At 39.0% G+C, this 7,098-nt stretch carries 6 protein-coding genes; 1 reads left to right on the top strand and 5 read right to left on the bottom strand.

Translation table 11 applies throughout. The annotated features are described in order from the left end of the window. Positions 1-52: 52 nt before the first annotated feature. The 4 genes from J5J05_RS03345 to J5J05_RS03360 all read right to left on the bottom strand — a co-directional run bounded on the left by J5J05_RS03345 (position 53) and on the right by J5J05_RS03360 (position 4,555). Entirely contained in the window at positions 53-1,108 is a 1,056-nt protein-coding gene (locus J5J05_RS03345; RefSeq protein ID WP_208559258.1) for an aldose epimerase family protein, read from the bottom strand. A gap of 52 nt (positions 1,109-1,160) precedes the next feature. Beyond that, positions 1,161-2,678: a UDP-glucose--hexose-1-phosphate uridylyltransferase gene (gene galT, locus J5J05_RS03350; protein ID WP_208559259.1), complete on the bottom strand. Its 1,518-nt coding sequence runs from the start codon at positions 2,676-2,678 to the stop codon at positions 1,161-1,163. Further along, on the bottom strand, positions 2,675-3,847 hold the full coding sequence (locus J5J05_RS03355) for a galactokinase (protein WP_208559260.1): 1,173 nt from the start codon (positions 3,845-3,847) through the stop codon (positions 2,675-2,677). The genes galT and J5J05_RS03355 overlap by 4 nt, the downstream gene beginning before the upstream one ends. 159 nt (positions 3,848-4,006) lie before the next feature. Further along, complete coding sequence (locus J5J05_RS03360) at positions 4,007-4,555, bottom strand: hypothetical protein (protein ID WP_208559261.1); 549 nt, start codon at positions 4,553-4,555, stop codon at positions 4,007-4,009. A 277-nt stretch (positions 4,556-4,832) separates the two neighbouring features. On the opposite strand from J5J05_RS03360, the gene J5J05_RS03365 reads away from it, so the two are divergent. Continuing rightward, positions 4,833-5,543 (top strand): zinc metallopeptidase, encoded by a 711-nt coding sequence (locus J5J05_RS03365; RefSeq protein WP_208559262.1) that lies wholly within the window; start codon positions 4,833-4,835, stop codon positions 5,541-5,543. A gap of 51 nt (positions 5,544-5,594) precedes the next feature. On the opposite strand, the gene J5J05_RS03370 is transcribed toward J5J05_RS03365, so the two are convergent. Further along, positions 5,595-6,896 carry a M20 family metallo-hydrolase gene (locus J5J05_RS03370; RefSeq protein WP_208559263.1) on the bottom strand — a complete coding sequence of 434 codons (1,302 nt, stop codon included), beginning with the start codon at positions 6,894-6,896 and terminating at the stop codon, positions 5,595-5,597. Positions 6,897-7,098: the final 202 nt, after the last annotated feature.

Raw genomic sequence — 7,098 nt, forward strand, 5'->3', positions numbered from 1 at the left:
TTCTATTGTACAAAAAGATGCTCAAAAGAGCACCTTTTTCCTATTAACTATTTTATTCTTCTATTAGCCCAAAGCGATAAACCGTTTCAGATTGATACGTTTCGTTCGGCTGCAAGACGATATTACCAAATCCATCATGATTCACTGCATCTGGTAATGCCTGCGTTTCTAATGTAATCCCTGCATATTGACGCGCCGGTTCTCCTTGAATACTGAACGCATCCATTTCCGCGTTATGCGTATAGATGACCACACTGTTTTCATCTGTATGCATTTCAACTTTACGTCCACTTTCTTGGTTTGTCAAGATTGCTTGTGGTTCACTGCCTCTATTTTCTAATACAAACGGATGATCTAGTCCTGACAATGAACTGATTTGTGGTTCATCTGATAAAATCGCTTCTTTGAGTAACTTAGGTTTTGAGAAATCGAATGATGTCCCTATAGAAGAAACCAGTTCCCCAGTAGGCAAATTACGTTCGCCTAAGGTACCATGTTTCGTACTAGCTAATTGTAAAGTATGCGTTACTATCGGTTTTTTAATGTCACCTGTCAGATTGAAATAGATATGATTGGTTGGATTGAACAATGTTGTCTGATCTGTATTTGCTGTATATCTGATCGTCCATTCATTTTGTTCATTCAGCTGATATTCTACTGTGACAGTCAAGTTTCCGGGGAAACCTTCTTCTCCATCCAAACTTTTATAAGTAAATAATAAGCTGATAGCCTCCGCTGTTTCCTTTGTTTCTACTTTAAATAGTTTTGTATCTAGCCCCGCTGGACCACCGTGGAGCTGATTTCCTTTTTCATTGACTTCAAGCTGTACTTGCTTTCCCTCAATTTTGTATTGACCATCTGTAATCCGTCCAGCTACTCTCCCAATCGTAGCACCGTAAAAAGGTCTATGCGCGATCATATCTTCTAAGGTTTCAACATTCAATGTAATATCAGCCTCTTGCCCGCTTTTGTCGGGTGTAACGATTTTCGTTACGATCGCTCCGTAAGGTATTGCCGAAAGGGCAACCCCATTTTTATTCGTTACTGTATATTCTGTGATTTCCTGATTCAAGTATAATCCAAATGGTTTCGTTGTTAGTTCCACCATTCATTCCTCCTTCTTTTTCACGCTATCATAAGCAAGCGTTATCACTTGTATATTATACCGTTTTTAAGTAGTCAGTGAAACGAATAAATGCATCTTTTCCAGCTTGATCTCTTTTAAATACACCTGCATCTTTCAATACTTGTAAAAAGACTTCTCCTACTGCATGTCGAACAATTGATTGAGCTGACTCTTCTGTTACACCACTATTCTCTTTTTTCAGTGTTTCTGCCCAAGGTAAATGCATGGCTTTAACGTCTGCAGATTTCCCAATAAGATAACGCTCAACTTCAGCAAGTTCTTTCTCTAATCTTGGTGGCAAGATAGCCAACCCCATGACTTCAATCAACCCAATGTTTTCTTTTTTTATATGTTGGACTGGTGGATGTGGATGAAAAATGCCATCGGGAAATTCATCGGATGTCCGATTGTTTCTGAGTACCAAATCCAATTCAAATTGGTTGTCTCGCATCCGTGCAATCGGTGTTATGGCATTATGTGGTGTTTCGCCTGTAAAGTCGTATATACCCACGGTCTCATCGTTGTAGTCTTCCCATGTATCCATTATTTTCTTCGCAGCTTGTGCCAAAGCTTCTTTGTCCGTACTTTGAATTCTGATAACGGACATTGGCCATTTGACGATACCGGCTGTTACTTGTGGTAAATCTTTTAATTCAAAGGTGTGTTCCATTTCTGAACGTTCTAGGGCAAAGGTATGTCTTCCGCCTTGATAATGGTCATGAGAGAGGATAGATCCCCCTACTATCGGTAAGCCTGCGTTTGAACCGACAAAATAGTGCGGAAAGGTCGTAAGGATGTCCAAGAGATTACGAATGGCTTTATCGCCTACGTTCATTGCACGATGTTCTTCTGAAAGGAAAATGGCATGCTCATTGTAATAAAGGTAGGGTGAATACTGATATCCCCAAGGTTCATCAGCTACATCAAGTCTAATGATTCGATGATTGGCTCTGCCAGGGTGTTGACTATTGCCAGCATATCCTTCATTTTCCATACAAAGTAGGTTAACAGGATACGCTGATTTTTCCGTTTTTGCCAAGGCAATCTCTTTTGGGTCCTTCTCTGGTCTTGATAAGTTAATTGTAATCTCGATTTCTCCATAGGGTGTTTGATGTTTATATTCTATATTTTTGGCAATTTCTCTTGTTTTGATATAATTGTTTTCTTTACTCAGTGCATAAAAATAATCTGTTGCGGCTAATTTTTCTTTATCATAAAGTTTCCAGAACTTTTGATTGATTTCAGAGGGTCTAGGCGTAACGATACCCATTATTTTAGCGCCTAAGATGTCTTTATCGGATACCGTATCTCGGATGATACCTCCATTAATAGCAAATTCAATCATTTGATCAAGCAACATCAGCGGTTCATTTATGGGTTGCGCCGAAACTGGTTTCAATTCTTTTTTACCCAACAGTTCAAGTAATTGATTCGTCAAATAAATCGTATCTAGCGCATCAATCTTCCCATCCATTTGGTAATAATGGATAAAGTCTACGATAAGCTGATCAATCGATTGATTTTTATTGTATGTTGATACAGACTCTTTCATGCAAGATCCCATTCCTTTGTTCCGTCGGCCGTCTCAGCAATATAAATTTCTCCTGGATGTCCGATTTCAGCTAGATATGCTGCTTCCACATTTTCAATAAAATCCTCTACAGCATCTTGTTCAACGATTGCGATACAACATCCGCCAAATCCGCCACCAGTCATTCTGGCACCCACTACGCCTGGTTGTTTCCATGCCAATCTGACTAGTAGATCAGTCTCTTTCACCGTTACTTCATAATCTTCATGTAATGATGTATGCGATTTATTCATCAGTTGACCGAACGTTTTCAAGTCGCCTGCTTTGAGTGCTTCTGCCGCACGTTCTGTTCTTTTATTCTCATAAACAGCATGCTTTGCTCTGCGAGTAAGCACATCGTCACCGATAACCGCTTTATTCGCTTCAAATGTTTCTTCTGATAACGCTCCTAACGATTCGATAGATAGTACTGTTTGTAATTTTGCCAGCGCTTCTTCACATTGCTTTCTTCTCAAATTATATTCCGAGTCCACTAATTCTCTTCTAGTCATGGAATTCATGATCAAGATTTTATGCTCAGGCAACTCAACGGGTATTTGTTCGTATTCTAACGTATTTGTATCTAGTAGCATAGCATGCGCCTTTTCAGCCATCCCTACAGCAAATTGATCCAGAATACCTGAATTCAATCCTAGAAACTCATTTTCTGTTCTCATTCCTAGTTTAACTAGATCTAGTTGTTCGATCTCTAAATCAAATAATTCTCTAACGACTACCCCTGTCAGTAATTCTAGTGAAGCTGAAGAAGATAAAGATGCGCCATTAGGAATATTCCCATAGATATAAATATCAAATCCGTTCGGCAATTCTCCGTATTTCTCTTGAATATACCGTACCATGCCTTTTAAGTAATTAGTCCATTTATCTCCTTTTTTATACTGAATAGTTGAAAGGTCAAAAGTTATGATGCCATCATTTGGAAAATTTTCAGAATAGGCTTGAATAGACTGATCTTCTCTCATAGATACAGCTGCATAAGTCCCCATCGTAATCGCGCAAGGGAACACTTTTCCGCCATTATAATCTGTATGTTCTCCGATTAAATTAATTCGCCCCGGAGAAAAAAAGATTCGATCTCCATCTTTACCAAATATCTCTTTGAATCCGCTTAATAATTGTTTCGTCTCCATGCTACTCCTTCTTTCTATTTTAGTTAATCTCATTGTAAGCCTTTTAGTAAAGATAAACAAGTAAATTTACTAAATTTAGTATATAAAAAAATCGCCTAACGAAAAGTCGCTAGACGAGGCTTTTATAGGCGCTTTGGTCAATCATTGAATGCGTCTTTATCACTTGTTTATCCTTAAAAGATTTTTGTCTGTGTATAAGAAAAACATACTAGCTAGTTCTAACATTAATATGGTTCCGATACCTATCTGCGAAAAAGCAGGTGCTAGGAAAAACAAGCCGATTGTGATGGGAATTAATGCGATCGCTACTGTTATCAAGCTATGCCCCATTGAAATGCTACGACTTTCTGAATCTTTTTTTATCATTTTCAGTTGTTTCAAACATAAATATAGCGGATAGGCATATACAAATAAGGTCAGCACCAAATATCCAAGCGCTAAGATATAATCGCTAATAGCATCTGCTACAATCGGTATACTCTCAATCTGGACGATCGTTAACAAAAACAAGCATAGATTTGCTACTATGTATAAAATGATACCTTTTTGCCGAAAGACTGAAGGAGTTTGAGACTCTTTTTTTGAAACGACTAGTAGCATGACCCCTCCGATAAGATTAGTCATCAGATAGAGAAATGATTCATCTAATAATCTTAGATTGGTTTTAAAGAATAACATTAAAAAAGCAAAAATCACGAATTGACTCAACTTGGTTTCTCCTCAATAGATATTTCATTTGATGATTTAAAAGATACGGTACAATGCTCATGGACGATTTCTCGTTTCCTATGTTAAACGATACTGGTTTAGCTTTTATTTAGCAAGTGGCTTCTTGTATTTTTCTACCGTATAAGGCAAATTTCTTCACAAAATCATCATAGATATCCTTTCAATATATCTGAAAATAAAGACTATATATGTTATAATAGTGGGGTACAAGAACACTTAAACCCTAAAAAAACTGACTGATTAGGAGGTCAATCATATGCCCTTTTTTCCACTTTACTGGGATAACACTTTTATTTTAATTATTATTGGTATGGCAATTTCTGGTTTTGCTAGTATGTATGTTCAATCAACCTATCGTAAATTCGGCGAGGTGAACAGCAAAAACGGCTTAACGGCCTCAGAAGTTTGTCGTAAGATTTTAGATGTGGGACATCTTGAAGATGTTCGTTTGGAAGGTATTCGCGGGAACCTGACTGACCATTACAATGCCCAAGAAAACGTATTGAGACTATCGGATACAACTAGAAACTCTAAATCTGTTGCGGCAATTGGCGTTGCGGCTCACGAAGCTGGTCACGCACTTCAAGATCGTGATGACTATGGTCCACTAAGATTACGCGCTGCACTCGTACCTGTAACAAACTTTGGTCAAACCGCTGCTTTCCCGATTCTTTTTGCTGGAATCATTTTTGGAGGCGGTGATTCGTTTCTCATCAATATTGGTATTCTACTTTTTTCATTGACTTTATTGTTCCAACTGGTGACTTTACCGGTTGAATTCAATGCCTCAAATCGTGCGATTCAAGTCTTGGAAACACAAGGGCTGTTAAGTAGAGAAGAAATTCCGCAAGCACGTAAAGTATTAAATGCTGCAGCGTTAACTTATGTAGCAGCTGCACTGGCTTCGTTCTTGAGTATTATGCGTCTGGTACTGATTTTTGGTGGCGGCGGAAGAGGTCGAAATTAATTTAACCTGACTAAAAAACGATGCTGCTCTATACTGAGCAACATCGTTTTTTTATGCTTTTTGAAGTGTTTCAATATAGTGTTTCAGTACATGAACGGTTTGCACACAATCCGCTAATGTAGACCATTCTTTCGGGTTGTGACTAATGCCTTCTTTGCTTTGTATAAACAACATAGCTGATGGCACATGTCTACCTACGATCATTGCATCATGTCCTGCTCCACTGGGCAACGCAAATGGTTCTATGCCATTTGCCCGACAACTTTCTGCTAATTGTTTCTGAAGATTTTCTGGAACTGGTGCTGGTGCAACGTCATGAACGGACTCGTACATAAACCTGACACCCGTATCGCTTTCGATTTCTTTACCTGCTTCAATAATATGATCAATCAGCATTGTTCTGGAATCTAACTGTATATCCCTAATATCAATAGATAATAGGACTTCACCCGGAATAACATTTGTGCCATTTGGATTTACTTCGATTTTCCCGACTGTCGCAACCGCTGTCTCATTTACTTTTCTAGGCAATGTACTGACTGCTTGAATAAATGCACTAGCAGCCACTAATGCATCTTTGCGGTCATCCATCGGTGTATTTCCAGCATGACCAGCTAGTCCTTCAAAGGTCACTTTCAACCAATAGGGTCCGGCTATTCCTGTTACGATACCACACGGTAAGCCAGCTTTTTCTAGTTTTTTTCCTTGCTCGATATGAACTTCCACAAAGGTTTCGATTTCTGATAAATCTCTTCCTGTATCTTGATAGTCTTGAACTGTTAAGCCAACATCTTGAATAACCTCTTCAAATAAGCGACCATCGTAATCTCTTCGAAGCAAGGTTTTTTCCATATCCGTATCACCAACCATCGCTTCACTACCCGTCAATCCACCGTTAAATCGAGAACCTTCTTCATCTGTGAACACGACTACTTCGTATGGTTTGTTAGGCGTGTATCCTGTTTCTTTCCACGCTTGCGCAACTTCAAGTGCTGCTAAAACACCAATCGTTCCGTCGAAGTGTCCCCCGTTCGGAACAGTATCTACGTGGGAACCACTTAAGATAGCCGGTAGATTTTTCTTTTTTCCCTCAAGGCGACCAAAAACATTGCCTGCCCCATCTTCTGAGACTGTTAAGTCCGCTTCTTTCATCCATTCAATGACTTTATCTTTTGCTTCTCTTTCGAGAAAAGAAAAACCTGGTCGTCTTGACCCATTATCTTCTGTTAGACCAATATTGGCTAATAATGATAGTCGTTTAGCAATGCGCTCCCCTGAGATACCTTGCTTTGATAAAGTATCATCGTACGTTTCTAATAACTGTTCATCTAAATGGATAGACTGATCTGTCATCTTTTTCTCCCCTTGTATCTTTTTCGCTATTATAGCACGTTCGACAATCGAGTAGGAGGTAAATCATTAGTTGATTTACCGTCCTCTCACACCACCGTGCGTACGGGTCCGTACACGGCGGTTCAATACCTTGCGTAAGCAGACTCTACCAAAGAGCTTAGAGAAACTAAGCCCCAGTGGTAGAGTCTTTTCGTTGTAATCG

Origin of the sequence: Marinilactibacillus kalidii, assembly GCF_017599325.1 — a bacterium.
Classification (GTDB): Bacteria; Bacillota; Bacilli; order Lactobacillales; family Carnobacteriaceae_A; genus Marinilactibacillus; species Marinilactibacillus kalidii.

What these genes read in the sequence shown, in the direction of transcription:
- J5J05_RS03370 (WP_208559263.1), bottom strand. Translation starts at nt 6,896, where the DNA reads ATGACAGATCAGTCTATCCATTTAGATGAACAGTTATTAGAAACGTAC.
- galT (WP_208559259.1), bottom strand. Translation starts at nt 2,678, where the DNA reads ATGAAAGAGTCTGTATCAACATACAATAAAAATCAATCGATTGATCAG.
- J5J05_RS03345 (WP_208559258.1), bottom strand. Translation starts at nt 1,108, where the DNA reads ATGGTGGAACTAACAACGAAACCATTTGGATTATACTTGAATCAGGAA.
- J5J05_RS03365 (WP_208559262.1), top strand. Translation starts at nt 4,833, where the DNA reads ATGCCCTTTTTTCCACTTTACTGGGATAACACTTTTATTTTAATTATT.
- J5J05_RS03355 (WP_208559260.1), bottom strand. Translation starts at nt 3,847, where the DNA reads ATGGAGACGAAACAATTATTAAGCGGATTCAAAGAGATATTTGGTAAA.